The sequence below is a fragment of the Curvibacter sp. GW821-FHT01G03 genome (assembly GCF_059422285.1).
In genome coordinates this window covers 1-23,212 of the sequence record NZ_JBWKWP010000033.1, presented here as the reverse complement: position 1 = coordinate 23,212, position 23,212 = coordinate 1, and the positions used below count along the sequence as shown (strand labels likewise).

At 65.8% G+C, this 23,212-nt stretch carries 24 protein-coding genes; 11 read left to right on the top strand and 13 right to left on the bottom strand.

From position 1 onward, the window contains the following. Positions 1 to 54 precede the first annotated feature (54 nt). The 12 genes from AC07VS_RS28045 to AC07VS_RS27990 form a co-directional block, all read right to left on the bottom strand. The gene (locus AC07VS_RS28045; RefSeq protein WP_492350620.1) at positions 55 to 573 is read right to left on the bottom strand and encodes a c-type cytochrome; all 519 of its coding nucleotides are present in this window, start codon (positions 571 to 573) and stop codon (positions 55 to 57) included. After that, on the bottom strand, positions 554 to 1,045 hold the full coding sequence (locus AC07VS_RS28040; RefSeq protein ID WP_492350621.1) for a c-type cytochrome: 492 nt from the start codon (positions 1,043 to 1,045) through the stop codon (positions 554 to 556). The genes AC07VS_RS28045 and AC07VS_RS28040 overlap by 20 nt, the downstream gene beginning before the upstream one ends. Next, positions 1,046 to 1,594, bottom strand: a complete 549-nt coding sequence (locus AC07VS_RS28035; RefSeq protein ID WP_492350622.1) for a methylamine dehydrogenase light chain — start codon at positions 1,592 to 1,594, stop codon at positions 1,046 to 1,048. Then, complete coding sequence (gene mauD / locus AC07VS_RS28030) at positions 1,591 to 2,196, bottom strand: methylamine dehydrogenase accessory protein MauD (protein ID WP_492350643.1); 606 nt, start codon at positions 2,194 to 2,196, stop codon at positions 1,591 to 1,593. The genes AC07VS_RS28035 and mauD overlap by 4 nt, the downstream gene beginning before the upstream one ends. Beyond that, positions 2,192 to 2,773 carry a MauE/DoxX family redox-associated membrane protein gene (locus AC07VS_RS28025; RefSeq protein ID WP_494752603.1) on the bottom strand — a complete coding sequence of 194 codons (582 nt, stop codon included), beginning with the start codon at positions 2,771 to 2,773 and terminating at the stop codon, positions 2,192 to 2,194. The genes mauD and AC07VS_RS28025 overlap by 5 nt, the downstream gene beginning before the upstream one ends. Continuing rightward, complete coding sequence (locus tag AC07VS_RS28020; RefSeq protein WP_492350624.1) at positions 2,773 to 3,939, bottom strand: amine dehydrogenase large subunit; 1,167 nt, start codon at positions 3,937 to 3,939, stop codon at positions 2,773 to 2,775. The genes AC07VS_RS28025 and AC07VS_RS28020 overlap by 1 nt, the downstream gene beginning before the upstream one ends. Before the next feature lie 155 nt (positions 3,940 to 4,094). Then, a complete protein-coding gene (gene blaCAR / locus AC07VS_RS28015) occupies positions 4,095 to 5,030 on the bottom strand; it encodes a CAR family subclass B3 metallo-beta-lactamase (RefSeq protein ID WP_494752612.1) in 936 nt (311 codons plus the stop codon). 216 nt (positions 5,031 to 5,246) lie between these two features. Then, positions 5,247 to 6,794, bottom strand: coding sequence for a phospholipase D-like domain-containing protein (locus tag AC07VS_RS28010; RefSeq protein WP_492350626.1), 1,548 nt, complete (start codon positions 6,792 to 6,794; stop codon positions 5,247 to 5,249). 129 nt (positions 6,795 to 6,923) lie between these two features. Next, positions 6,924 to 7,469 carry a VOC family protein gene (locus AC07VS_RS28005; RefSeq protein WP_494752602.1) on the bottom strand — a complete coding sequence of 182 codons (546 nt, stop codon included), beginning with the start codon at positions 7,467 to 7,469 and terminating at the stop codon, positions 6,924 to 6,926. A gap of 47 nt (positions 7,470 to 7,516) precedes the next feature. Next, positions 7,517 to 8,098, bottom strand: a complete 582-nt coding sequence (locus tag AC07VS_RS28000) for an amino acid synthesis family protein (RefSeq protein WP_492350628.1) — start codon at positions 8,096 to 8,098, stop codon at positions 7,517 to 7,519. A gap of 10 nt (positions 8,099 to 8,108) precedes the next feature. Further along, the gene (locus tag AC07VS_RS27995) at positions 8,109 to 9,071 is read right to left on the bottom strand and encodes a tripartite tricarboxylate transporter substrate binding protein (protein WP_492350629.1); all 963 of its coding nucleotides are present in this window, start codon (positions 9,069 to 9,071) and stop codon (positions 8,109 to 8,111) included. Between the two features lie 82 nt (positions 9,072 to 9,153). Beyond that, positions 9,154 to 10,017 carry a fumarylacetoacetate hydrolase family protein gene (locus tag AC07VS_RS27990; protein ID WP_494752601.1) on the bottom strand — a complete coding sequence of 288 codons (864 nt, stop codon included), beginning with the start codon at positions 10,015 to 10,017 and terminating at the stop codon, positions 9,154 to 9,156. A gap of 168 nt (positions 10,018 to 10,185) precedes the next feature. On the opposite strand from AC07VS_RS27990, the gene AC07VS_RS27985 reads away from it, so the two are divergent. Next, complete coding sequence (locus AC07VS_RS27985; RefSeq protein WP_492350631.1) at positions 10,186 to 10,887, top strand: GntR family transcriptional regulator; 702 nt, start codon at positions 10,186 to 10,188, stop codon at positions 10,885 to 10,887. Between the two features lie 215 nt (positions 10,888 to 11,102). Further along, complete coding sequence (gene hpaD, locus AC07VS_RS27980; RefSeq protein WP_492350632.1) at positions 11,103 to 12,002, top strand: 3,4-dihydroxyphenylacetate 2,3-dioxygenase; 900 nt, start codon at positions 11,103 to 11,105, stop codon at positions 12,000 to 12,002. Here hpaD and AC07VS_RS27975 read toward each other — a convergent pair. Beyond that, complete coding sequence (locus AC07VS_RS27975) at positions 11,926 to 12,879, bottom strand: LysR family transcriptional regulator (RefSeq protein ID WP_492350633.1); 954 nt, start codon at positions 12,877 to 12,879, stop codon at positions 11,926 to 11,928. The genes hpaD and AC07VS_RS27975 overlap by 77 nt on opposite strands. A gap of 138 nt (positions 12,880 to 13,017) precedes the next feature. Between AC07VS_RS27975 and hpaH the strand changes: the two genes are divergently transcribed. The 9 genes from hpaH (at position 13,018) to AC07VS_RS27930 (ending at position 23,042) form a co-directional block, all read left to right on the top strand. Next, positions 13,018 to 13,824 carry a 2-oxo-hept-4-ene-1,7-dioate hydratase gene (gene hpaH, locus AC07VS_RS27970; protein ID WP_494658915.1) on the top strand — a complete coding sequence of 269 codons (807 nt, stop codon included), beginning with the start codon at positions 13,018 to 13,020 and terminating at the stop codon, positions 13,822 to 13,824. Next, a complete protein-coding gene (gene hpaI, locus AC07VS_RS27965) occupies positions 13,821 to 14,624 on the top strand; it encodes a 4-hydroxy-2-oxoheptanedioate aldolase (protein ID WP_492350635.1) in 804 nt (267 codons plus the stop codon). The genes hpaH and hpaI overlap by 4 nt, the downstream gene beginning before the upstream one ends. Then, entirely contained in the window at positions 14,614 to 16,023 is a 1,410-nt protein-coding gene (locus AC07VS_RS27960) for an FAD-binding oxidoreductase (protein WP_492350636.1), read from the top strand. The genes hpaI and AC07VS_RS27960 overlap by 11 nt, the downstream gene beginning before the upstream one ends. Before the next feature lie 50 nt (positions 16,024 to 16,073). Further along, positions 16,074 to 17,549, top strand: a complete 1,476-nt coding sequence (locus AC07VS_RS27955; RefSeq protein ID WP_492350637.1) for an aldehyde dehydrogenase — start codon at positions 16,074 to 16,076, stop codon at positions 17,547 to 17,549. 65 nt (positions 17,550 to 17,614) lie between these two features. Continuing rightward, positions 17,615 to 18,544 carry a DODA-type extradiol aromatic ring-opening family dioxygenase gene (locus AC07VS_RS27950; protein ID WP_494752600.1) on the top strand — a complete coding sequence of 310 codons (930 nt, stop codon included), beginning with the start codon at positions 17,615 to 17,617 and terminating at the stop codon, positions 18,542 to 18,544. 35 nt (positions 18,545 to 18,579) lie between these two features. After that, positions 18,580 to 19,533 carry a fumarylacetoacetate hydrolase family protein gene (locus AC07VS_RS27945; RefSeq protein ID WP_492350639.1) on the top strand — a complete coding sequence of 318 codons (954 nt, stop codon included), beginning with the start codon at positions 18,580 to 18,582 and terminating at the stop codon, positions 19,531 to 19,533. Between the two features lie 48 nt (positions 19,534 to 19,581). Next, a complete protein-coding gene (locus AC07VS_RS27940) occupies positions 19,582 to 20,565 on the top strand; it encodes a Bug family tripartite tricarboxylate transporter substrate binding protein (protein ID WP_492350640.1) in 984 nt (327 codons plus the stop codon). Further along, positions 20,558 to 21,592: a 2-dehydropantoate 2-reductase gene (locus AC07VS_RS27935; RefSeq protein ID WP_494752599.1), complete on the top strand. Its 1,035-nt coding sequence runs from the start codon at positions 20,558 to 20,560 to the stop codon at positions 21,590 to 21,592. The genes AC07VS_RS27940 and AC07VS_RS27935 overlap by 8 nt, the downstream gene beginning before the upstream one ends. Beyond that, positions 21,585 to 23,042, top strand: a complete 1,458-nt coding sequence (locus tag AC07VS_RS27930; RefSeq protein WP_494752598.1) for an aldehyde dehydrogenase family protein — start codon at positions 21,585 to 21,587, stop codon at positions 23,040 to 23,042. Before AC07VS_RS27935 ends, AC07VS_RS27930 begins: the two co-directional genes overlap by 8 nt. Positions 23,043 to 23,212: the final 170 nt, after the last annotated feature.

The following is a 23,212-nucleotide window of genomic DNA, read 5'->3' as shown; positions in this document are numbered from 1 at the left end:
GGCAGCGTTGAGAGGTGTTGTCGAGGCTTCTGGCCTGGGCCACGTGCATGAACACTACCTCGCGGCACTGTCTGAGGAGTCCATCCCATACCCCATCCTCCGCAACGCCTCCACCACACCAGCCCTTTCACGCGCCACGTCGCTGGGCCGGTGGCTGCGCAGTTGGCGCACCTCGGCTTCGGAGTAGGGTGGGGTGTCGGGGGGCAGGCTGTCGCCGGCCCATTGGCCCAGCATCCAGTTCATCAGCTCGGCCACCTGGCGGTCGTTGAGAGGGGTGTTCATCACGCCCGGCACTTGCACGATCAGGGCGCGGCCCTCGGGCAGGCGCAGAAAATGCCCCAGCACCCCTTTCATGTTGGGGATGCCGCGATGCGGCATGCCGCTGCCGTCGTCCAGGTGGCAGCCCATGCAGTGCAGCCGGTAGTTGAGTGCCGGGCTGCCTGCTGATAGAGGCTGTGCGGCAGGGGCGGGCACGGTGGCCAGCAAGGTTGCGGCACCCAGCAGCAGGGCCCCCAGCCCACGGACGCTGCGTTGGGCTGGGCTTGTGGGCCGCTCAGGGGGCCAGAGCCGCATCACGTTGCGCTCTCAAGGCCTTGGGGGTCACTGTGCTGGCACGGGCCTGGGCCAGGTCAGCCGCCGTGAAGGCCGGTACGGTTGTGTGGCCTGCCAGGTCGCGCATCACATGGGTCAGCGCTGCGGCCATTTCTTCGTCAGACAACTGGGTCTGGGCTGGCATCACGCTGTTGTAGGTCTGCCCTTCCGACACGATGCGACCTTGCAGGCCATGGGTGAGCACCAGCGCCAGGTATTGGCGCATGGCGGGCTGCCCGGCCCGGGCCGCCACCGCGCCGACCAGTGACGGGGCCAGGCCCGGCGCGCCCACGGCCCCGGCCTGATGGCAGGCCACGCAGACCTGCTGAAAGACCGCCTGCCCGTCGGCGGCCTGGGCCCCCGTCATCAGGGTGCCGGCCAGCAGGGCCGCAGCGAGTGGCCCATGAAGCCCATGGAACCTATCAAACCCACGAAGGTGGGGCAAGCAGCGCATTCAGTCCTCCTTCTCGGCCACGCCGACGATGATCGAGGTGGTGCAGTGAAAGGCCGAGCTGTCGTTGGCCATGCACCAGTTGATGTCGTTGTGCAGGCCCATGCGGTAGCCTGGGCGTTCACCGATGTTGGTGTTGCACATGCAGCGCCCGCAAGCCCCCCGGCCGCAGCAATCGTTGTAGCTGATCAGGTAGTCTTTGCCGTCGGCCGGGTTGTGACAGGTGCCTACCCAAGCCACCTTGCTGGGCGTGGTGCCCGGCGGGCAGCTGGTGGCGCTGCCACCGCAGCATGAGCACAGAAAGCCGTCTACCCCGCAGTAGCGCCAGTAGTCGCAGTCGGTTTCGGTGGGGGGGCCTTTGCGCTTGCTGGCGGCGTTGTGTTCGGCCGCCAGGGCCTGGCTGCTGCGATCAAAGGGCAGCACGGGCAGGGTGAATGCGCTGGCCACCAGCACTTTGCTGACGCGCACCAAGGCACTGCGCCTGGAGGTGTGGCTGGCCAGTTGGCGGCTGCGCCGCTCTGCCAGGCGATCAAACCAGTCGAGCAGGTTCATGTGGCCTCCTTGTGCACCAGTTTCTGGTCAATGAAATCCTGCACCGACGCCACCTTGAGGTCGCTGGCGGTGAACAGGCTGTCGAGTTGTTCGCGGCTGTTGACCAGGCCTTTGGCGCGCAACACGCCCTGGCCGTCGATCAACACCGCGTAGGGCAGCTTGGCGATGCGCAGGGTCATGCCGAGTTCGTGCGACAGCACGTAGGGGAAGTGACCCAGGCCCGCCTTCTGGCGGAACACCTCGTGTTCGGGTTGCTCGCCATCCGAAGCCAGCACCACGCGCAGCCAGGGCGCCTCGTCGCGGCGGATGCGCTCGACGATGGGCAGCAGCTTTTTGCACACCGGGCAGGTGGGCGACAGGAAGAACAGCAGGGTGCTGTGCGTTGCGGGGGCCCCCAGCTCAAGGGTGCCGCCGCCCAGTTGGGGCAGGCTGAGCCGAGGCGCGGGCGAACCCACGGCCGGGCCCGAGTCCATCATCAGGGCGCCCATGGGCGCGATGCGTTCGTACAGAATGCCCACCTGCCGCGACAGGGCCAGCACCACCACCACCAGGGCGATCACGGCGCACCAGGCGAGCACGTTGGAGATGATCAGGGTTTCAATCATGGTTGTTCCTCAATTCGGAAAGACGGGGTTGGTTGCTCAGCAGTTGGTTGGTGACGGCATACAGGCCGGTGGCGAACAGGGCAGCCGCACAGGCAGCCAGGCCGTCGGGCCAGCCCACTGCGCGGGGGGCCAGTGGCGCCAGCGCGGCCAGGCCCAGCCCCAGCAGGGCGGCGTTGCGCCAAAGCAGCGCGGCCGACAGCCGCAGGCCGGTGTGGGCGTCCTGGCCTGCTCCGCCGCAGCCACAGTCGATGTCGCGCCCGCTGCGCAAGGCCAGGGCCACCGCGCTGCTGGCCAGGGCCAACACGCCCAAGGCCAGTGCTGCCCCCAGGGGCCGGGTAGAGACCGGCAGCAACAGCAGGCCGGCGGCCGCTTCGCTCAGGGCCAACGCATGCGCCACCGGGCTGACCAGGGCCGGGGGCAGCAGGCCATAGGCCTCGGTGGCCATCGCGAAGGCGGACAGATCACGCAGCTTGCCCAAGGCGCCAAACAGCAACACCAGGGCCAGGCTGGCCGCGGCGGCGTGCGACAGCACCGGATCGAGCCAGGGCAGGGTAGCGTTGAGGGGGGCGAACATCACTGCACCTCCAGGTAGACCGGGGTTTCGCCCAGCGCATCGAGGCGCCCCAGCGTGGTGCTGCGCTGGGTGCTGGTGCTGCGCGGGTCAAGTGCCAGCAGGTGGTTGCCCGCACCATCGAGCACAAACAGCCGGGGTGTGGCCGCTGGGCTGAAGACCATGGACACCGCGTTGTGCCCGGGCCAGCGCGCCACGCGCGCCTGCCGTTCCAGATCGAACACCCAGATCTGCTGCGCCGGGTTCTTGTGCGAGCCATCTGACGCCTTGGCATGCATGCCCACGAACAGGCGCTGGCGTTCGGGGTCGATGGCAAAAAGTTGCATGCCGCCAGGGCGCCAGCGGGCTTTTTGCTCGGCCGGACTCAGCAGCGACCATGCCGGCAGCGCCTGCACACCCTCGGGCTGCAGCTGCAGGCGGTGCACTTGCCCACCATAGGTCACGAAGTACAAGGTGTTGCCTACGCGCTCGTAATGGATGAACACCGGGTCGGCGTCGGCATCAAAAAAGGCCACCGGGGCGCTGCGCGGGCGAGCCTGGCCGGCTTCGTCGAGCTCGATGGTGGCCAAGGTGCCATCGCCGCACACGGTGGAGAAGCGGTTGGGCTGCGCAGGCCAGGGGATCACGCCCCAGCAGCCTGGTGTGGGCACCTCGGAGGCCAGCTTGCGCCCCTGCAGATCGACCACACTCACGCTGCTGGCCGGGGTGGCGTTCTGCACCAGCAGCCAACGGCCATCGGCGCTGGGGGCCAGGGTGGCGCGGATGTTCATGGCCTGGGCATGCTTGGGCGGGATCTCGATCTCGTGCCGGAAGGTCAGATCGTCGGTGCCGTAGACCTCCACCACATCGCTGCGCTGGCCTCGGTACAGGCGCGGGTAGTAGGTACTGGCCACATACAGCTCGCGGCGGTCGGGTGACAGAGCCACCTGGCCGGCAAAGCCGGTACTCATGACGCTGAGGTAGCGCATGCGCTGGCCATCGATCACGTGCAGCCGGCCGTCGGCAATATGGCTCAGGGCCAGGTCAGCCAGGTAGACGCGGTGGGTGGCGTCGGGGTCAAGCTTGGCGAGGGTCTGCCGTTCGTTCGGCAGATCCGTCGCCAGGGCGCCTGCTGCCAGGCAGGCGAGCAGGCAGCCCGCACCCAGGCGGGCCAGACGGGAAGGTTTCATGTGCAGACCGGTCCTTTCTTCAGGGCCTCAGACCAAAGGGCTGGGGCAGGCTCAGAAGATAGGTCGGGAGGGCTGCGGGGGGTTATCCGGTTTTGGCAAGACTGGGGTGGTGACGTGCCGTTGGCGGTATGGGGCGCGCCACGTGCTCAGAGCCCTCAGTTATCGCGACTCTTTTTTCGCTCAGCTTCCAGGCGCAACTCGGCACCTTGGCGCAGGGTGGCCAGTTGATTGGTGAAACCAACGGGATCCACCAAGGGATGCGGATCCCCAGGGCGCCGGGTCTTGAGTTTCTCCTTGGCCTCGGTGAGCCCGGTGCTAAAGGGGTGGGTGGTGAGGTGCACGGTGATCGGGGTGGTTTTGTCATGGACCAGCCCGTCGATCCGGTCGACACTGGCGATGTACGACTCGACCTGCCTGGCGCTGTCGATGGCATTGAGGCCCAGGCCACCGATCACGAAAGCGTGGTAGGTCTGGCTGCCGTCCTTCACGTCGAGGCTGTACGAGGCGGTGCCATGGGTGTGGCCCGGGGTTTCGTAGACCTTGATCCGGGTGTCGCCCAAGGTCACCGTGTCGCCATCCTTGACCACCAGATCGGGCGCCGGCAGCATCTGCCAGGGCCGGGGCGTCTTCTGCGAGGCCTGTGAATCGGCGATCGCCTCGTCCCAGCCGGTCTGGGTCATGACGAACCGGGCCTGGGTCAGGGGCTTGAGCTTGTAGGCCCCCCCGACGTGATCAAAGTGGCCATGGGTCATCAGCACATAGCGGAGGTCGCTGGGTTTGACGCCCACCTTGGCCATGTTCTCGATCAGCTGATCCACGAAGGGCTCGTGCAAGGTGTCGATCAGGATGTAGCCCTCGCTGGTCTTGACCAGCCAGGCCGAGACCCAGCAGACCCCCACGTAGTAGACGTTGTCGAAGGCCTGGTAGGGCTCGATATATTGAGCCTGGCGATCGTTGAGCCAGCGGCCCAGATCCGGCGGCATCTTGCCGGTGCGGCCGAACTCTTCGAAGCGCGACAGGATCTGGGGCGAGGGGCAACCTTGCAGGGGCGCGGTCTGAGCTTGCGCGGCCTGAAGGAGGCCGGCGCCCATGGCCAGGCTCAGCAGGGTGCGGCTGCCCCAGTGCTGGATCAGGGTGCGGATGGAATGGGTGGGTGAGTTCATGCGAGGGGCCTGGTCACCGCGTGGCGGCAAAGTTCATGAAGAAGCTGAAGCGTTGGATTTTGCAGAGTTGCGAGGGTTCGACTCTCAATGAAATCTGGATGATTGATCAGAAAAACTTCCGAATTGAAGCGGGCCCGCGGAGGGCTACAACAGGTCTTCGGACACCAGCATCCACATGAGCCGGAGTTTCAGCCGCTGCCACCATCCGTTGCCAGGTTCGGCAATGCTGCGGTCCTCCCGGCTGCCACTGCGCGAGACCCAGACCAAGCCTTCACCATCGGCGCTCAGCTCGACTTCGTAGTCGACATTGCGATCGGTGTCGAAGACGGACAGCATGCGCTGTGCGATCTGCGGGCTGTGCACGACCACGCCGATCTCGGTGTTGATGTGTTCTGAGCGCGGGTCCAGGTTCATTGAGCCCACCAGCACCGTGTCTGTGTCGATGTAGGCCATCTTGGCGTGCAGGCGCCCGGCAGTGGCACCCAACAGGCGGCCGATCCGGCTGTCGCTTTTCAACCTTTCCGAGGCCACCTCGAACAGCCGCACACCAGCCTTCAACAGTTCGACGCGGTACTGGCTGTAGCCCACGTTCACCAGCGGCTCGTCGCTGGCCGCCAGCGAGTTGGTCACCACCTTGACCTCTACCCCCCGTGCGCGGGCCGCCTTCAAGCTGGCCACACCGCGCTCGCCCGGGATGAAGTAGGGCGAGAACAGCGTCAGTTGGCGGCGGGCGTTGCCCATCTCCTGCATGAAGCGCTGCTTCACTGTCGGGCCCGCTTCATCGGCGGTCTGTGCCTTGGCCGGCGGGTCGGCCCAGGCCTGTGCCTCACCTTCGACGAGCGCAAATCGACGCGTGCTGAGTTCAAGCGCCAGGGGTGGGTCGCCGTACATGTCGGAACGCGTCAGAAGCTGGGGCTGTGCGTCCCCCGAGGTCAGGCGATCGAAGGCGGCCTGGCGTTCAGCGCTTGTCAGTGGATCCCGCATGATCTGACGCAGCGGGTAGACGGTGCTGCTGTTCCAGTACACATCGAACCAGGTGCTGAGCTGGGGCACCACGCTGCCCACCAGCAGCATGTCGAAGTCGATGAAGTTGGCTTCGGCATGGCGGAAGAAGTATTCGTCGGCCAGGTTGCGGCCGCCCACCACGGCCACAGCGCCGTCAGCCACCAGCAGCTTGTTGTGCATGCGGTGGTTCAGCCGATCGAAGTCGCTCAGAAGCCCGACGGTCCGCAGCAAGGAGGACGAGCGTCCGGTGGTGAAGGGATTGAACAGCTGGACTTCAACCTGTGGCGTGGCCGCCAGGCCGAGCAGCAGCTCATCGACGTCGCGCGTGTAGAAGTCATCGACCAGCAGCCGCACCCGAACGCCGCGTCGTGCGGCATCGCGCAGCGCCCGCAAGAGGCTGCGGCCAACGCTGTCGTTGCCGATCTGATAAGACTGGACATCGATCGAGACCGTCGCGTTCCGGATCAGCGCAAACCGCGCATCCAGGGCCACGTCGGCTTCGGGCATGGCGCGCAAACCCGAACGACCCGGCGCAATGCCCGCATCCCGAGCCACGGCCGCCAAGGGCGAATCGGCTGCAGCGACCAGGGTCTGTGCCGGCGCCCGGCTTGTCCGATGGGGCAGGCTGGTGCAGGCGGTGATCAGCAGCAGGCTGCACAGCAGGGCCAGACGGGGCCATGAGCTCATGGGCATGCTGCGGAGGGGGTGAGGCTGCTGCATGGGGTTCAGTTCACAGGCTGGTGGCAGATGAGTATCTCGCGTTTCCTTTCAAAGCGGGGCTGGCGTTTTCTCCAGCCTGCGGCTTCGTACCTCCGTTCAGGCGCCGTGCTGCCGGCTGGCAAATCGGGCCTGCCACTGCTTGACCGGCATGAAGGTGGGATCAGCCCGCACGATGCGCTCGGTCTCTGCCCAGATGCTCTCATCACTGGCATCCAGGTCCAGGGGGTCGCCGTGGGGCTGGGCCACATACCAAGGCGTGTCGAGGTAGACCTCCACCGTGTTGTCCTCCACATCCCCGAAGTAGATGGACAAGGCATTGCCGTGGTTCAGGTTGCGCAGCCGGGTCGCGCCATGGCCCAGCGCGCGTCGGCGCGCCTCGCGCAACTCGTCCAGCGTCTGTACCTTGAAAGACAGCTGCATCACCGTGCTGGGCGATCCAGCCGGGCGGTTCTGGGCCAGCGCAAGCTGGTGGTGCTGCTCGGGCCGGCTGCTCAGAAAGGCCAGCAGAAAGGGGAAGGTATGGCCCGGCCCCCTGTCGGTCACTTGCAGACTGAACACGGCCGTGTAGAAGTCCACCATGCGGTCGAGGTCGAAGCACGACACGCCAAAGTGGGACAGGTTGGGGGCATAGGTGGCGCTCATGGTGGCGGTCTCCGGGGGGCAGGCAAAGGGGGCAGGCAAAGGGGGGCTCAGCGCTGGCCGTCGTGCACCGAGACCTGCTCTTTGGTCAGGCCGCCCAGTCGGGCGTGCACCCGGCCGCCAGTGCCCATGACCAGGGCGAACAGGATCTCGTCGGGGCGCGGGGCGTCCTGGATGCCCACCTCCATGCTGTTGAAGTGGCTGCGCACGTAGGCCGCATGGATGTAATGCAAGGGAACCATCAGCCGGTAGCCCGTGGCGGCCACGGCCTTGGCGGCCGGTACGATGGCCTTGGGTTCGCCCAGCACGGCGCGCATCGCCCAGCCGCCGGCTTCATGCCAGACGGCGCCGTGCTCCATTTCGCCGTTCACGCCCACGATGGCGGCCTTGCTGTAGACCTCGATCTTGTCCTTGCCACCCAGCGTGTCCACCAGCTCCTGGGCCAGCAGCGTGCCGAGCTGGCGCAGCTCGGCCATGAACGGCAGCAGGTCAGGCTCGTAGCGCCCGGCGTAGGGGTTGCGGATCACGGCGCAGGCGGCTGCCAGCTTCAAGGGCGTGTCGGCCACCGGCCCCCCTTCGTGGTACGTGGTTTCGAGGGTCAGGCTGCGTTTGCGGATTTGAATCAGGGACATGGTGTGACTTTCATTGTTTGGGGATGTTGGCTTCGGCCACCAGCTGCGTCCAGCGCTGGAGTTCGCCGACCAACAGGGTTTTCATTTCCTCGGGGCTGCTGGCGCGGGCCTCACCGCCCATATCGGCCAGCCGTGCCCTCAGGGGGGCTTGTTGCAGGGCCTGGCGCACCTCGGTGTTCAGGCGCTCGATCAGTGGGCGCGGGGTGCCGGCAGGGGCCATCAGGCCGGCCCATGAGCTGACCTCGTAGGCCGCGACGCCCTGTTCAGCCACGGTCGGCAGCTCGGGCATCAGGGTCCAGCGCTGGGCGCTTGTGACGGCCAGCGCGCGCAGCTTGCCGGCTTTCAGGTGCGACATCACCGCGGTGGGCGGCGCGATCGCCAGCGGGATCTCACCGGCCAGCACCGCGGTGATGGAGGCTGCATCGCCCCGGTAGGGCACGTGCTGCATCTCCACCTTCGCGGTGCGGGCCAGCAACTCGCCCGCCAGGTGGTGGGTCGAGCCCACGCCCGCCGTGCCGTAAGACACGCTGCCAGGCCGGGCCTGCGCATCGGTCAGCAGGTTGCTCAAACTGCGGTATTTGGAATCCGCCGGCACCACCAGCAGGAAGGGAAAGAAGGTGATCGTGGAGATCATCTCGAAATCCGCCACCGATCGGTAGGCCAGCTTCTGGTAGAGCGCGCCCGCGACGGCGTGCCCGCCGGTGGCCAGCAGCAAGGTGTAGCCGTCTGGCTTGGCACGCGCCACCGTGGCCGCGGCGATGTTGCCGCCCGCGCCAGCCTGGGCCTCTACCACCAGGGGCTGGTTCAGGCCTTTGCCCATCTCCGCCCCCATCAGGCGGGCGATGGTGTCGGCATTGCCGCCCGGGGCGAAGCCCTGGTAGATCTTGACGGGGCGCTCGGGGTAGCCCTGCGCCCAGACCGAAGGCAGGGCCGTGGCCAGGGCCGCCCAACTCATGAAGCGTCTGCGTTGCATGCGAGCTGTCTCCTTGTTTTCTTTTTTTGAGCGGGGCCACCGGGTGCTTCTGGGGCGGCCCGCTTCCGGCTTGCCGCGGGGATCAGGCCTGGGCCACGATGGGGTTGCGCAGAATGCCGATGCCTTCGATCTCGACCTCGCACACATCCCCAGCCTTCATGAAGCGCTGCGGCTTGCGGCTCCAGCCCACACCGGCGGGGGTGCCGGTGGCGATCACATCGCCCGGGCTCAACGTGAAGATGGTCGAGGCGTAGTGGATGAGCTTGGGGATGTTGAAGATCATGTGCCCGGTGTGGCTGGACTGCAGTACCTCGCCGTTCAGACGCACCTCCAGCTTCAGCGGCCGGTTGGGTTCGATCTCGTCGGCCGTCACCATCCAAGGGCCGAAGCCGCCAGTCGATTCGAAGTTCTTGCCCGAGGCGATCTGCTTGGCATGGAACTGCCACTCGCGGATGCTGCCGTCGTTGTAGCAGGCGTAACCGGCCACATGTTCGAAGGCCTGGCTCTCGGGGATGTCGCGGCCACCCTGGCCGATGATCACGGCCAGTTCACCTTCCCAGTCCAGCGTCTCGGAGACGCGGGGCAGCACGATGGGGCCGTTGTGCGGGGTTTGCGAGCGCCACACGCGCAAGAAGATCGGCGGCTCTTCCGAGAGCTCGCGCTGCATGCCGGCGGCCAGCACCTCCTGGTGGTGGTCCATGTAGTTGCGCACGGCGCAGATGATTTTTTCAGGCTTGGGGATCACGGGCAGCAGTTGCACCGCGTCGTAGGAGGCCACGGGCGCACCTGCGCTGGCCAAAAGGGCATCGCGTTCGGCAAAGCGCGGGCTGCCCACGAATTCGGCCAGGGTGGCCACGCCGCTGGGGCCAGCCAGGTCGATGACCTGGCCATCGACCACAGCGCCCCAGGATTCGCGACCGGCGTGTTGGTAAGAGATCAACTTCATTCAAGGCTCCTTGGTGGTGAGTCCGGCACCCCGATGGGTTCCGGTTGTTTGTGCATGGTGATTATTTTTATGCATAAAAACTAAAATTAAGCATGGTAGAAACCATTACGCATGAAACATGAAAATATGGCTAACGTATGATCTGGTCCAGACATCCGGCCCTTCACCATGGACAGCACCGACACCATCACCGACCTGCCTTTGGCAGAACGCGCTTACCGCAGCCTGCGTCAGGCCATCGTGCGTTGTGAATTCGAGCCCGGCCAGCGCCTGCGCGTGGATGAACTGAGCCGGCGCTACGACGTCAGCAGCAGCCCGGTGCGCGAAGCCCTCAGTCGGCTGTCGGAGCAGGGCCTGGTGCGTGCATTCGACAATCGCGGTTTTCGTGTGGCGCCGCTCAGCGCTGAGGGGATTGCCGACCTGACGCGTGTTCGCCTGTTGGTCGAATGCGAGGCCCTGCGCGAGTCCATGGACCGGGGTGACGATGCCTGGGAGGCCGACATCGTGGCCGCGGCGCACTCGCTGGGCAGGGTTGAACAGCGCATGGGCGCGGGTCCGCTGGCGTTGGACAACGATTGGTCGGACCGGCACCGTGCTTTTCATCTGGCGCTGTATGCGGGCTGTCGTTCGCCGCTGCTTGGCCAGATGGTGATCGAGTTGTTCGATGCCGCCGAGCGCTACCGTCGCTTTTCAGCCCTGCATCGTGTGGTGGACCGCCACAAGCACGCCGAACACCAGCAGCTCATGGCGTCGGTCCTGGCGCGCGACATCGACACCGCGCTGGACCTGTTCCGCAAGCACATCCTGGGGACCGAGCGCTTGGTCACGCAGGCGCTTGGGGCCATGGAACTCGCATCCGCGGGCGCTTAGGCCCCGGGCACCGTCTCACGCGCTCGCTCGGGCGCGTTCATCCCTATGCGGGATCTGCTCGCCTGGCTTTGATGCAGGCCAATCTTTTGCGCTTGATTTGTCAGCGAATTCTGAGCAATCGCCCAGTTTTGATCGCTTGTTGAGACCGGCCCTGCGCGCCCAAACTGCGCAGGCAACAACGCATCCACAACGCATCAACCACCAGGAGATTGAACATGAGCCAGCTTGTCTACGCCGCCAAGGTCACCCACATTCCCCGGATGATCCTGTCCGAGCAACCGGGGCCGCTGCATGGCTGCCGCAGCGACGCCACCGAGGGGCTGCTGTCGGTGGGCCAGCAGATCATGGAGGCCGGGGCCGACACGGTGGTGATCCTGGACACCCATTGGTTGAGCAATGCGGCCTACCACGTCAACGGTGCCGCCCGCTTTGAGGGGGTGTTCACCAGCAGCGAGTTCCCGACCCAGCTCAGCGAGCTGCCCTATGCCTACGAGGGCCAACCGGAGCTGGCCTTTGCCATGGCGCAGGCGGCCAGCGCGGCCGGCGTGAAGACAATCGCGCATCAAAAATCCCACCTGGGCCTGGAGTACGGCACGCTGGTGCCGCTGCACTTCATGCAACTGGACCCGAAAATTCGCGTGATCTCGGTCTCTGGCTGGTGCGCGTTCTCCACCATCGATGAAAGCCGCCGTGTGGGCGCGGCATTCCGCGATGCCATAGAGCGTTCGGGCAATCGGGTGGCCATGATTGCCAGCGGGTCCCTGTCGCACCGCATCCATGACAACCACGAGGTGCTGGATCGCCCCTATGAGATCAGCGACGAGTTCAATCGCCAGTGCGACCTGCGGGCCTTGGAGTTGTGGCAAACCGGTCGGTGGGCCGAGTTCACCGCCATGTTGCCCAGCTATGCCAAGGCCTGTACTGGTGAAGGCTGGATGCACGACACCGCCATGCTGTTGGGTGCACTGGGCTGGGACCATTACCGGTCGCCGATGAGTTTGGTGACCCCTTATTTCGTGGCCTCGGGCACGGGGCAGGTCATCGCACGCTTGCCTGTGGAGCCCTGGCGCCCCGCTTCTGCAATTGAGCCTGCCACTGCTGAAGCCACGGTGTGAGAAATTCGTGGAAGGCCTCGGCTGCAGGAGGGGCCGCGCGGACGGTGGAGCGGTAGAGGCAGACCTGCCGGATCACCTCCGGCTCCTTGACGCGTCGCATCACCAGGCCCAGTGGCCGGGCCACGACGGCAATGTAGGCGGGCGCCAAGGTGGCGGCCAGGCCCTGGGCCGCGATCCCCAGGGCGGTCGAGATGTTGTCCACCACATCCACGGGCAGGATTCTTGAGCCCTCGGGTGCATTGAGGTGCATCTGGGCAACGCTGCGCTCGTGGTCGCGTCCTGCGGCCACGATGTGGGCGTTGCGCAGGTCCACCCAACTGAGCGATCTTTGCTCGGCCAGCGGGTGTTTCGGCGCGCACCACAGCACCCAGGGGCTGTCGAAGACCGGCACCGATTCCACGTGCTCGATGCCACTGCGGTCCGGCCCCACGGCCAGGTCAAGGTCACCGCTGACCACCTTGTCGACCAACTCATCCACCGGTGTGTCGCGAATGCGGATCACCACCTTGGGTCGGGTTTCACAGAAGGCCTTGATGGCCGCGGGTAGCACGGCGCTGGCCAGCACCATGGGCGCGCCGATGCGCACCACGCCCGAAGCCCGGTTGCGCACGTCAGAAGCCGTCGACTCGGCCATCTGAAGGTGCCTGAGCACGGTGCGCGCTGGGCCCAGGAAATCGCGGCCCGCACTGGACAGATCGACCCGGCGTGTGCTGCGGTCAAACACGCGGAACCCGAGCGTGGACTCCAGTTCGGCAATCAATTGGCTGACGGCAGATGAGGACAGGCCCATCAGCTCACTGGCACCGGCAAAGCTGCGGGCATCGGCCACGCTCACAAAGGCTTCGAACTGTCTGATCGTGAAACGGGTCAAGGGCATGGGGCATTTTGTATCCGTTTTGTCGCTGGCGGATTGACCATTTTTACTTACGAATCGCTCAGTATTTGTCGTTTGTTCGCGGCAGATCCGAACGGGATACTCGCGCCCTGCTTTCATCTCTTGATCAGGTCAGCCAACGTGAACCTCAGCCCCGAACTCCATGCAACGCTAGCTGCGCAGCTGCACGATGCCCAGCGCACGCGCATCCAGCTAGAACAGTTTTCACGCCTCCATCCGACCCTGGACATCGAGGACAGCTACGCCATCCAGAGTGCCTGGATGAAGCTGTGCCTGGCCCAGGGTCGGCAGGTGATCGGGCACAAGATCGGCCTGACCTCACGGGCGATGCAGATCTCCTCGCAGATCACCGAGCCGGACTACGGCACCTTGCTCGACGACATGCTGATCCCCGACGGATCGGAGATCCGCACCGAGCGCTTTATCTTGCCCCGGCTGGAGGTCGAGTTCGCCTTCATTCTCGCCAAACCCCTGCAGGGCCCCGGCGTGACGATCTTCGACGTGCTCAATGCCACTGACTACGTGGTGCCCGCCCTGGAGCTGATCGATGCCCGCATCGAGCAGTTCGACCGCCATACCAAGGCACCCCGCAAGGTGCTGGACACGATCGCCGACAACGCGGCCAACGGCGGCATCATCCTGGGCGGACGCCCCATGCGCCCCCATGAGGTCGATTGGCGCTGGGCCGGTGCCCTGCTGTTCAAGAACGGGGTCATCGAAGAATCCGGCCTGGGCGCGGCCGTCCTCAACCACCCGGCCAACGGGGTGGCCTGGCTGGCCAACAAGCTGGCGCCCCATGGCCAATCCCTGGCTGCGGGCGAGATCGTGCTGGGCGGCTCGTTCACCCGCCCCGTGGCCTGCGCCGCAGGCGATGTGTTCCATGCCGACTACGGCACCCTGGGTTCCATTTCGGTGAGGTTCGCATGAGTCAGACCCCTCGCAACACCTTCAAGGATGCCCTGCAGGCAGGGCGTCAACTGGCCGGGCTCTGGCTCGGTCTGGCAGATCCCTACGCCACCGAGCTGTGTGCCGGCCTGGGTTACGACTGGATGCTGATCGATGGCGAGCATGGCCCCAACGATCTGCGCTCCATGCTGGGGGCCTTGCAGGCTGCCGCTCCGTACGAAACCGAAGCCGTGGTGCGCATTCCGCACGGGGACCCGGCCTTGATCAAGCAGGTGCTGGAGATCGGTGCCCGCACGCTGTTGATCCCCATGGTCGAGTCGGCGCAAGCCGCTCGCGGACTGGTCCAGGCCATGCGCTACCCGCCGCAGGGGATCCGGGGCGTGGGCAGCGGCCTGGCGCGCTCTTCGCGCTGGAGCCGCTACCCGAACTATCTGCACGAAGCCAATGAGCGGGTGTGCCTGCTGGTCCAGGTTGAAACTGCCGAGGCCCTGGGTGAACTCGATGCCATCGCCCAGGTCGAGGGCGTTGACGGGGTGTTCATCGGTCCGGCCGATCTGTCGGCCTCGATGGGCCTGCTGGGCCAGCCGGCGCATCCCACCGTCAAGGCCGCGATCGAGCAGGCCATCCGAACCATCCGTTCGCATGGCAAGGCGGCGGGCATCCTGTGCACCGACGAGGCCCTGGCCCGGCACTACGCCCAGGTCGGCGCCCAGTTCGTCGCCATCGGTGTGGACACGACGCTGCTGTCCCAGGCCGCACGCGCCTTGTTGCAACGTTACCGCGACGAAGCCAGCCCCACGGAGACGCGTCATGGCTACTGAGATGCACCAGAGTTTGCGCGCGGTGTTTGCGGGCCGTCTGCTCACAGCGCCGGCAGAGATGGCCCCCTTTCTGACCGACTGGCGTGGCAAGTGGACCGGGGCGGCGTGGGCCGTGGTGCAACCCGACACCCCTGAGGATGTGGCGAGCGTGATGCGCTGGTGTTGCGAAAGACGCGTTCCCGTGGTGCCCCAGGGCGGCAACACCGGCCTCTCGGGGGGATCGACGCCCGATGTGTCGGGTCGCTCTGTTGTGCTCTCGCTGGCCCGCTTGCAGCGGATCCGTGACATTGACGTCAGCAACAACACCATCACGGTGGATGCCGGGCTGACCCTGCTCGCCTTGCAGGAAGCCGCCAAGGCGGCAGGGCGGCTGTTTCCCCTCAGCCTGGCGGCCGAAGGCAGCTGCACCATCGGAGGCAACCTGGCCAGCAATGCCGGCGGTGTTCAGGTGCTGCGCTACGGCAATGCCCGCGAGCTGTGCCTGGGCCTGGAAGTGGTGACCGCGGAAGGTGAGCTCTGGAACGGCCTGCGTGGCCTGCGCAAGGACAACACCGGCTACGACCTGCGGGATCTGTACATCGGCAGCGAAGGCACCTTGGGCATCATCACCGGGGCCACTTTGAAGCTGTTCCCCCAGCCTGCCAGTCAGGTGGTCACCTGCGTGGCGGTCGCCACACCGGCGCAAGCCGTCGATCTGCTGGCGCTGGCCCAGTCCCGCCTGGGGGCCGGCCTGACCGCCTTCGAGCTGATGAGTGATGCCTGCCTGCAGCTGGTCGAGAAGCATGTGCCTGGCACCCGCTTCCCCTTGGGCGAACGCAGTCCCTGGTATGTGCTGCTGGAGCTGTCGAGTGAGCAGGGCGGTGCCGAGGCCACGGCCCATCTTGAGGCCCTGCTCGAATCGGCTTTTGAACAAGACCTGATCGCCGATGCCGCGCTGTCGTCCAACCTCTCGCAGTTCGAGGCCCTGTGGGCCCTGCGCGAGAACATCTCGGAGGCCCAGGGCGCCGAGGGCAAGACGATCAAGCACGACATTTCTCTGCCGGCTTCCCGGATCGCCGAATTCATCGAGACCACCAGTGCGGCCATCCTGGCCAGCAGCCCCCTGGTTCGGATGGTGGTGTTTGGTCATCTCGGTGATGGCAACCTGCACTACAACCTCTCGCCTGTGGCGGGGGCCTCCGCCCCCGATTTCGGGGCGCTGGAGTCTTCCATGAACCAACGGGTTCATGACGCTGTGGCAGCCCGAGGCGGATCGATCTCTGCCGAACACGGCCTGGGCGTGCTGCGCCGGGATGAATCCGCCCGCTACAAGTCCGCCGTCGAGCTTCAGTTGATGCGCCGCGTCAAGGCGGCACTGGACCCCCTGGGTTTGATGAATCCCGGCAAGTTGCTGGCCTGAAATCCACGCGCACCCAAGCGCTTCGCGAAAACACCCTCTTGGAGAACATCATGAGCCATCCTTCACTGGACGTTGCAGGCATTCGGGTGTCACCCGACCATTACATCAATGGCCTGCGTGTGGCTTCCAGCCAAACCTTTGAACTGCACAGCCCCATTGACCAGCGCTTGCTGGGACACGTGTCCGAGGGCTTGCCTGAGCATGTGGAGCAAGCCATCGTGGCCGCGCAGAACGCGTTTCCGGCCTGGGCGGCCCTGGGTGCGGCGGGGCGCAAGCCCTATCTCGACCGCTTTGCCGAAGAGATCGGCAAGCGCGCCGACGAGCTGTGCCAGCTGGAAAGCAACGATGCCGGCGTCTTGCTCTCGCGCATGCGCCATGGCGTGGTGCCACGCGCCATGCTCAACATCCGGTGGTTCGCCGAGCATGCGCTCGAACTGCAGAACCGCACTCTGGAGACGGAGCAGGCCAGCCATCGGGTGCGCCACGATCCGGCGGGCGTGGTGGCCATCATCACGCCCTGGAACGCACCCCTGATGCTGTCGACCTGGAAGCTCGGGCCGGCCCTGGCGTCGGGCAACACCTGTGTGCTCAAGCCGCCAGAGTGGGCGCCTCTGACTTGCTCGCTGCTGGCCGATGCGGCCCACGCGGCCGGCCTGCCGCCTGGCGTGTTCAACCTGGTGCAAGGCAGTGGCGCCAACACCGGTGCCCGCCTGGTCAGCGACCCGCGGCTGGCGCGCATTTCCTTCACGGGCTCGGTGCCCACGGCCAAGTGGATCGCCCAGGCCGCCGGGGCCAACCTGGTGCCCTGCAGCCTGGAGCTGGGCGGCAAAAGCCCCTTCATCGTGCTGGAAGATGCCGACATCGACAGCGCCGCCGCCACGGGCGCGCTCATGTACCGCAATGCCGGGCAGGTCTGTCTGGCCGGCACGCGCTTCCTGGTGCATCAGCGTGTCGCGGACCGCTACGTCGAGGCCCTGCGCGGCTATGTCGAAAAGCTCAACATCGGCGACCCGCGTGAAGAGGCCACCGAGGTGGGCCCCTTGATCCATCCGCGTCAACTGGACCGGGTGTCGACCTTTGTGGACCGCGCCGTGGCCCAAGGCGCACGCCTGTTGTGGGGCGGTGCGCGGCACGACTTCGGTGCCCAGTACTACCAACCCACCATGCTGACCGACCTGCGCCAAAGCGATGAGATCGTGCAGAACGAGGTGTTTGGCCCGGTGCTGACCCTGCAGACCTTCGAGACCGACGAGCAGGCCATAGCGATGGCCAACGGAACCGACTATGGCCTGGGCGGCGTCTGCTATGGCGAACAGGCCCACGCGATCGATGTGGCCGAGCAGGTGCGCACCGGCTTCATCTGGGTCAACAGCTTCGGCATCCGTGATCTGGCAGCGCCGTTCGGGGGCATCAAGCGCTCGGGCGTGGGGCGCGAGGGGGGCGACTGGAGCTTCGAGTTCTTCTGCGATGTCAAGGACGTGGTCGTCCCCAAAAAACCCTTCAAGGCCAGCTTCAGCCATCGCTGATCGGCGCCGCACTTCGACCTGAATTCCACCCCGACTTCCACCCGACAACCTCAAAGGTATTTTCCATGGGCAAAATTCTGGGCGCAGCCTTTGTTTCCCACCACCCCGGCTTGATGCAGTGTGAAGAGTTTCGCGTGCTGCAAGGTGCCGGCGCCGATTCGGACCTGATCCCCGGCTACGCTCGCCTGCGCGAGCGCATCCGCAGCGTCAAGCCCGATGCGGTCTTGATCTTCGATTCGCATTGGTTCACCACCGGCTACCACTTGCTGGATGGGGGTGACCATTTCAAGGGCACCTACATCTCCGACGAAATGCCCTGGTACCTGCACGGCGTTCCTTACGACTACCGTGGCTGCCCAGAGCTGGCCGTGCAGATCGAGGCCGTCTCGCGTGAGCGCAAGGGCTATGTGCGCAACGTGCAGCATCCGGAACTCGGCAAGCAATATGCCACGCTGAACCTCGTCAAGCACCTGCAACTGGAGCTGACCCAGACCCCGGTGCTGACGGTCAGCTCGTGCCAGAACTGCGAATGGCCGCAGTTCCTGCAATCGGGTGAAGACATTGGCGAGGCGATCCGCCGCAGCGACCTGCGCGTGGTGCTGCTGGCCTCGGGCGCGCTGAGCCACAAGTTCAATGGCATCGACTGGCGACCCAACCACCCCCGGATCTTCCACGAAAGCAATGTCTCGCGCCCCGAGAACATTGAAAGCGACAAGGCGGCCATCGAACTGATGCGCGAGGGTCGCCATGACGAAATCGTGGCCCGCTGGGATAAGGATTACCGCCGCAGGCCCTGGGAGGCCTTCGGCGCGCATTACCTGCAGATGCTGGGGGCCATGGGCGGTGCTTCCTGCCAGGCCAAGGGTGAGCCCTTGTCCGCGTACGAGAACGCACGCGGCACCGGAAACATCCACATCTGGTTCAACACCCAGCCGCAACCTGGGTCCGCTGCCCTCAATGAGTTTGCACCTGCCGGTGCCGCCAGCGTGGCCTGAGCCTCAAGCCCATCACCTAGAGACGGAGACATTCCATGGATTTCGAATTTCCAATCGACCAATTGCCCGCCGTGATGCAAGGCCCCAGGGTTGAGCGTCGGCGTGTATTGCTGGGCGGCAGCGCCTTCTGGGGCACCGTGGTCGAGGAGGGCGCTGACGCAGGCCGCCTGCGCCTGGACGACGGGCGCTTGCTGGACACCGAGGGCTTGAACTACCTCCCCCCGGTGCAGCCGAGCAAGATCATTGCGGTGCACATCTCCTACAGCTCGCGCAGCTACGAGACGCGCCAGAAGCCCAAGCCCACCGAATCGCCGACCTACTTCACCAAGCCTCCGACCTCGCTCAACGGGCATGGGGGCCAGATTCTCAAGCCGGCGGATTGCCAGTACCTGAATTACGAAGGCGAGTACGCCGTGGTGATCGGCAAGACCTGCCGCAACGTCACGCCCGATGAGGCCTGGGACTACATCGAAGGTTTCTGCCCGGCCCTCGACATGGGCTTGCAGAACTTCCGCGATACCGACCAGGGCTCGATGTTGCGCGTCAAGGGCGCTGACACGCTCTTGCCCATCGGCCCGGGGATTGTCCGCGGTGTGGACCTGTTCCAGCAGACCCTGCGCACCTACGTCAACGGCCTGGTTGTGCAAGAGGCGCACATCGGTGACGAGACCATCTGGGGCCCTCACTACGTGATTGCCGACCTGGCCCGCCACATCACCTTGGTGGCGGGGGACGTGATCCTGATGGGCACGCCCTGCCATTCGCGTTCGGTGGACCCGGGCGACTTCGTCGAGTGTGAGATCACCGGTCTGGGCCGGGTCAGCGGCACGGTGGTGGAGATCGCCGCCCCTCGCGCGAGTGCCCTGGGTGTGGGCCATCAGCCCACCGACACCCCCGAAGTCCGGCGCGTGGCGCTGGGCTTTGACGAGCGTGTTCCCGAACGCTTCAAGCAGAACCTCAGTGACGCCAGAAAGGCCAAACAGTCCTGATCACGCCCGGCTCAAGCCCCTCACCCAACTCAAATGGAGACTCCAACAATGCAAAACCGTCGTCAAATCCTCTCTCAGATCGCCTGCGGTATGGCGGCCGCGGCGCTGCCTTTCGGCGCCAGGGCTGATGCCCTGGACAGTGCCAAGATCCTTGCGGGCTTTGCCCCGGGCGGCACCATCGACACCGAGGCCCGCCGCGTGGCCAACCGCTTGACCGGTGCTTACGCCAAGGCCGTCTTTGTCGACAACCGCCCCGGTGCGGGCGGGCAGATCGCCATCTCGGCCTTGAAGGCGGCGGCCCCGGATGGCAGCACCCTGCTGGCCACACCGATGTCCATGCTGGGCATCTACCCGCATACCTACAAAAAGCTGCCGTACGACCCGATCGCCGATCTGACGCCCGTGTCCATGGGGGTCTATGTCGACATGGGCCTGGCCGTAGGCCCGCTGGTGCCTGCGTCGGTCACCAACATCCCTGAGTTTCTGGCCTGGTGCAAGGCCAATCCGGACCTGGCCAACTTCGGCTCGCCGGCACCGGGCTCGGTGCCCCACTTCGTGGGCGTGCTGATCGGCCGGGCGGGCAACGTCGACCTGCGGCACGTGGGCTTCAGGGGCACCCAGCCCGCCATCATGGACCTCGTGGGCGGTCAGATCGCGGCGGTGTCGGCGCCGGTGGGCGAGTTCCTGCCGCACCTGCCTGGCGGCAAGCTCCGCATCCTGGCCACCAGTGGTGCGGCCAGAAGCAAGTTCGTCCCTCAGGTGCCGACGCTGGCCGAGCAGGGCTTCAAGTCGCTGGTCTATGGCGAGTGGCATGGCTTCTTCCTGCCGGGCAAGGCCAGCGCTGCGGTGGTCAAGAACGCCAATGCGGCCATCCGCCAGGCCTTGGCCGCCAAAGACGTGATCGACGGCTTTGCGGCCATGGGCCTGGAGACACGTTCCTCCACGCCGGAAGAGTTGGCCGCCGCTTTGAAGGCCGACCTGGAACGCTGGGGACCGATTGTGAAATCGATCGGGTTCAGTGCCGATGCCTGAGTTGTCCGCGTTGACGAGGGGCCGCCTTGAAGCTCCCCAGGTGCACAAGGTGTGCATCGTGGGCGCCGGTGCCATCGGCAGCCTGATCGGGGCGCGCCTGGCGGCGACCGGCCGCGTGTCGGTGTCGGCCCTGGCGCGCGGCGCCACGCTGCAGGCCTTGCGCGAGCACGGCTGGCGCCTTCAGGGCGAAGACGGCACGGTGATCCGCGCCCCGGTCCAGGCCAGCGATCGGGCCCAGGACCTGGGCCCGCAGGATGTGGTGATCATCGCGGTCAAGGGCCCCGCACTGAAAGACATCGCTGCCACGCTGCAGCCGCTGTTGGGGCCCGACACCCTGATCCTGCCGGCCATGAACGGCGTGCCCTGGTGGTTCTGCCAGGGTTGGCCTGGCTTTGAAGCCGGGCTGCCCAGTGTCGACCCGGGGGGTGTCATCGCCCACAACCTGCCCTTCTCAAAAGTTTTGGGCTGCGTGGTCCATGCGAGCAGTGCGGTGTTGGAACCTGGCCTGGTCAAGCACATCAAGGGTCAGGAGCTGATCATTGGCGAACCTGGTGGCGGGGCCTCGATACGAGCTGCCGCCCTGGCCCAGTTGCTGCAACTCGCCGGCTTTGAGGCCCGCGTGAGTGACAACGTGAGCCGGGACATCTGGTTCAAGCTCTGGGGCAACCTGACCATGAATCCGCTCTCAGCCATCACCGGCGCCACGGTGGACCGGATCCTGGCAGACCCGCTGCTGCGCAGCTTCTGCTCGGCGGCCATGGATGAGGTGGCCGGTGTGGGGGCCCGGATCGGTTGCGAGATTGATCAAAGCCCAGAGGACCGGCATGCGCTGACGGCCCGCCTCGGGGCTTTCAAGACCTCCATGCTGCAAGACGTCGAATCCGGCAAGCCCTTGGAGCTCGATGCCATCGTCGCGGCTGTGCGTGACATGGCCCAAGTGCTGGGGGTTCAGACCCCCCATGTCGATGCCCTGTTTGGCATCGCCCGCCTTTTTGCCCGGACCAAGGGCCTGTATCCCCATGAGTGACCCCATCAAACCCAATTACATCGCCGGCGAGTGGCTGACCGGCCAGGATGCCGCGCCCAATGTGAATCCTTCGGATACCCGGGATGTCATCGGCCTGTATGCCCGTGCCAGCCAGGACCAGGCCCGTACGGCGATTGCCGCCGCCCACGCGGCCCAGCCTTTGTGGGCCGCGCAGACCCCCATGCAGCGCTCAGAGGCGCTCGACCGCATCGGCAGTGAGTTGCTGGCGCGCCGGGCTGAGCTGGCCGACCTGCTGGCGCGTGAAGAAGGCAAGGCCTTGCCGGACGCCTCGGGCGAGGTGCTGCGCGCAGCCCATATCTTCAAGTTCTTCGCGGGCGAAGCCTTGCGGATAGGGGGTGAGCTGATCGGTTCTACACGCCCCAACATGAGCGTGGAGATCTGCCGCGAACCTGTGGGCGTGGTGACCGTCATCACGCCCTGGAACTTCCCCTTGGCCATTCCGGCCTGGAAGATCGCGCCGGCCCTGGCCTATGGCAACGCCGTGGTGTTCAAGCCCGCTGAATTGGTGCCGGGCTGTGCCTGGGCACTGACCGAGATCATTACCCGCGCGGGCCTGCCACCGGGCACCTTCAACCTGGTCATGGGCAAAGGCCGTGAGTTGGGCGAGGTCTTGCTGGAGGATCCGAGGGTGCAGGCCATCACCTTCACCGGCTCAGAGGCCACTGGCCGCAAGGTGGCGCTCAGCGCGGTGGGGCGCCCCGGCCCCATGGCCAAATTCCAGCTTGAAATGGGCGGCAAGAACCCCTTGGTGGTGCTGGACGATGCCGACCTCGATCAGGCCATCGCCTGTGCCATCAACGGTGCCTTTTATTCAACCGGCCAGCGGTGCACGGCCTCTTCGCGCCTGATCGTCACCGACGCGGTGCATGACCAGTTCGTGGCCGGCCTGACCCAGGCCATGCAAGGCCTGGTGGTGGGGGATGCCCGGGCGCCAGACACCGTCATCGGGCCCGTGGTCGATGCCTCGCAGCTGGAACAGGATCTGCGCTACATCGATCTGGGCCTGCGCGAAGGCGCCACGCTGGCTTTTGGTGGCCAGGCACGTCATGACTGGAACGGTCAGCCCGGCTTCTACCTGCAACCAGCCCTGTTCACCAACACCACGCCTTCAATGACCCTCAACCGCGAGGAGATTTTTGGCCCGGTCGCGAGTGTCATCCGCGTCAAGGATGCCGACGAGGCCTTGCAGGTGGCCAACGACACGCCCTTTGGCCTGTCGGCCGGCGTGGTGACCCAGTCCTTGAGACAGGCTGCACGCTTCAAGCGCGAGCTGCAGGCCGGCATGGTGATGGTCAATGCGCCCACCGCCGGTGTCGATCCGCACGTGCCTTTCGGAGGCCGCAAGGGGTCCAGCCATGGGCCGCGTGAGCAAGGGCGTTATGCCGCCGAGTTCTTCACCACAGTGAAGACCACCTACGTCAATCCCTGACCCACTGGTGCCGTGCCCTGGGACCTGATCCAGGCCCAGGGCATTTCCATTTCTGGGCTGCAGCCTCTGCAGCCCCCATCTGATCCATGAGCGACAACATGAAGATTCTCGTCCCCGTCAAACGCGTGGTGGACTACAACGTGAAGGTCCGGGTGAAGTCGGACTTGCGC